Source organism: Kribbella sp., from assembly GCF_035687465.1.
Classification (GTDB): Bacteria; Actinomycetota; Actinomycetes; order Propionibacteriales; family Kribbellaceae; genus Kribbella.
The window spans coordinates 1-3,141 of the sequence record NZ_DASRXP010000454.1 but is presented as its reverse complement, the minus strand read 5'-3'; the positions used below and the strand labels follow the sequence as shown (position 1 = coordinate 3,141).

At 68.2% G+C, this 3,141-nt stretch carries 4 protein-coding genes; 3 read left to right on the top strand and 1 reads right to left on the bottom strand.

What is annotated here, in order from left to right:
* Positions 1-573 (top strand): GNAT family N-acetyltransferase (locus VFG33_RS23710; protein WP_325055136.1); only part of this gene is annotated, 573 nt, incomplete at its 5' end.
* Here VFG33_RS23710 and VFG33_RS23705 read toward each other — a convergent pair.
* A complete protein-coding gene (locus VFG33_RS23705; protein WP_414672981.1) occupies positions 520-1,116 on the bottom strand; it encodes a histidine phosphatase family protein in 597 nt (198 codons plus the stop codon). The genes VFG33_RS23710 and VFG33_RS23705 overlap by 54 nt on opposite strands.
* A 120-nt stretch (positions 1,117-1,236) precedes the next feature.
* On the opposite strand from VFG33_RS23705, the gene VFG33_RS23700 reads away from it, so the two are divergent.
* Both VFG33_RS23700 and VFG33_RS23695 read left to right on the top strand, forming a co-directional pair.
* Complete coding sequence (locus VFG33_RS23700; protein ID WP_325055134.1) at positions 1,237-2,271, top strand: LacI family DNA-binding transcriptional regulator; 1,035 nt, start codon at positions 1,237-1,239, stop codon at positions 2,269-2,271.
* 10 nt (positions 2,272-2,281) lie between these two features.
* A partial coding sequence (locus VFG33_RS23695) for an extracellular solute-binding protein (RefSeq protein WP_325055133.1) occupies positions 2,282-3,141 on the top strand: 860 nt, incomplete at its 3' end.

Sequence of the window (3,141 nt, the reverse complement as noted above, 5' to 3'; positions counted from 1 at the left end):
CCGTCGATGCGGCCGGCGGACCTCGGCGAGCGCTTACTGAAAGCCGGCTTCACAGCCGGCGGCAGCGAGCCCGGCATGGCGGTCGACCTGACGAAACTCGCCGGCTCTGTGGGGCCGGGGGGCTTGGTGATCGAGCGGATTGGCGAGGGCGAGCTCGATGCCTGGGTGGGGACGTTGGGAAAGGGGTTTGGGGAGGGGGTGAAGGAGGCGGAGTGGGTTGGGTCGGTCTATCGGCGGTTGGGCGTTGGAGATCCGTGGCGGCATTACCTGGGCTGGCTTGATGGTGAGCCGGTGGCGACGGCCACGGTTTACCTGGCGGCCGGGGTGGCCGGGGTGTACTTCGTGATGACGGTGCCCGAGGCGCGACGGCGTGGGATCGGCGCCGCGATCACGCTCGCCGCGCTCCAGGAGGCACGGGACAGCGGCTCCACACACGCCGTACTGGGGTCCTCGCCCGCCGGACGCACCGTCTACGAAAGTCTTGGCTTCCGTACTTACTGCACTATCGAGCTCTACGAATTAGCAGTTCCAGCGGTGGATCGCCGGGGAGCCTCGTTCCCAGCCGAGGACTGAGACCGTGGCGGTACCGAGGACGAAGTGACGACCCTCGGTGACGTTGAGCTCGAGCCAGCGGGCGGTCAGGGCCCGGAGAGCGTGGGAGTGGGCGAAGACCAGGACGTCGCCGTCGACCGCGGCGATCTTGGCGATGACACGATTCAGCCGGGTCGCGACCTGGGCCGGGGTTTCGCCGTTGGGCACCGGGTCCTTCCAGACCGTCCACCCCGGCACGGTCTCGCGAATCTCCGCGGTGGTGATGCCCTCGTAGTCGCCGTAGTTCCACTCGACCAGGTCCTCGTCGACCTCGGCGTCCGGAAAACCGGCCAGCTCGGCCGTGCGCCGCGCGCGTTGCATCGGGCTGGTCAGCACCAGGTCGAACTGCTCGGCGGCCAGTCGCTCCTTCAGCGATGCCGCGACCTGCTCACCCTCCGCGGTCAACGGCAGGTCCGTCGTGGACGTGTGCCGGCCCGACTTGCTCCAATCCGTCTCGCCGTGCCGGACCAGCCAGAGCCGGTCCTCGCGTTCCGTCGACTGCGCGTGTGTGGTCACAGGATTCATGGTCGCAGATCGGTAACCGGCGACACCCGAACCCTTGACCAGCTGGGTCCGACAAGGCAGGGTCGAAAAGTGTAAGCGCTTCCACTCTGCTACCAGTCCGACCCTGGAGGAGCCCGCCCGATGGCATCCCGACCAACCGGCAGGCCCGCGACGATCTACGATGTCGCAGCCCTGGCCAACCTGTCGATCGCCACGGTCTCGCGGGTTCTGCAGGGCACCGGACCGGTCTCGGAGAAGGCCAGAGCCAGGGTCGACCAGGCGGCGTACGAGCTGAACTACGTGCCACTGCGAGCCGCCCGAAGTCTCGCAGTACAACGTCATGAGGCGCACGGGCTCGTACTGCCCGACCTGGCCGGCCCGTTCTACGGCGACCTGCTGATGGGCTACGAACGCTGGGCTGCCGAGCACGGCCAGAGCGTCATCATCACCGTGACCCAGGGAATGGACTACCGCCGCAACCTGCGGGAGCTGGCGAGCCGGGTCGACGGAATAGTTGTGCACGGCAACGCTCTCGAACGCACCGCGGTGCAGGACCTGCGCCGGGCGAAGGTCCCGGTCGTCCTGATCGCCCATCCGCCGGTCACCGGCTGCGACTCGGTCCGCAGCGAGAGCGCCACCAGCGCGGAACGACTGACCACCCGGCTGCTCGACCACGGCCGCTCGCGGCTGCTCTTCGTCGGCGATCCAGCCAGCTCGTACGACGTGTCCGAGCGCTACGCGGGATTCTCCAGGGCCCTCAGCAGCCGCGAACTGCCGGCACCCGAGCCCGAGCGGGTCCCCTTGACCGAGCAGGCCGGCGCCGCCCTCGCGACGAAGTTGCTCCAGGCAACCACACGACCCGACGGCCTGGTCTGCGCGAACGACGAGCTCGCGCTGGCCGCTCTGAAGATCCTGCGAACCGGCGGACTCGCAGTACCGGATGACATCGTCGTGACCGGCTGGGACGACGTGATGGCGGCTCGGTACGTGTCGCCCGGACTGACCACTGTGCGGCAGCCGATGGCCGAACTCGGCGGGCTGGCTGCCCAACGACTGCATGAACGCATCACCGGGGAACGAGCCCGGGCGCGGAACGACGTACTGGCGACACAGCTCGTGCTGCGGGACAGCTGCGGCACGAGACCGGGGGAAACGCAAACCCCAAGAAACGGTTGAGGAGAACGAGATGTACACCCAGACCACCCGGCGCCGGCTACTGGCGAGCGGTGCGGTAGTGACGTCCGCAGCGCTCGCACTGACCGGCTGCGGCCGGTCCGAAGAGGCACCCGACTCGGCGCCCAAGGCAACGACCAGTATCGGCAGCGGACCGGCCACCGGTGAGCTGACCGTCTGGGCGATGGGCACCGAGGGCGAGAACCTGCCCAAGCTGACCAAGTCCTTCGAACAGGCGAACCCCGGCGTCAAGGTAACCGTCACCCCGATCCCGTGGGACGCGGCGCACAACAAGTTCACCACCGCGATCACCGCGCAGTCACTGCCCGACGCGGCGATGGTCGGCACCACCTGGATGGGCGAGTTCGCCGACCTGGACGCCCTCGATCCGACGCCTGCGGGGATCGATTCCAGCACGTTTTTCCCCGGCGCGCTGGACACCACGAAGGTCGGCGAGACGCAGTACGGCGTGCCCTGGTACGTCGAGACGCGGCTCGTGTACTACCGCAAGGACCTCGCTGCCAAAGCCGGGATCACCGCGCCTCCGACGGACTGGGACGGCCTGAAGGCGATGGCGAAGGCGATGAAGGAGAAGGCGGGCGCGAAGTACGGGATCAATCTCCAGCCGGGCGGGCAGGGCTCGTGGCAAACCGTGATGCCGTTCGCGTGGTCGGCCGGCGCGAGCATCACCGCCGACGGTGACAAGGAATTCACCCTCGACACCCCGGAGATGCAGGAGGGGCTGAGCTACTACCAGAGCTTCTTCACCGAGAAGCTGGCCGGCACGGACCTGCCGCCGAACCAGACCGAGGCGCAGTTCGTCAGCGGCCAGGTGCCGATGTTCATCTCCGGGCCCTGGATGGTCGGCTCGAT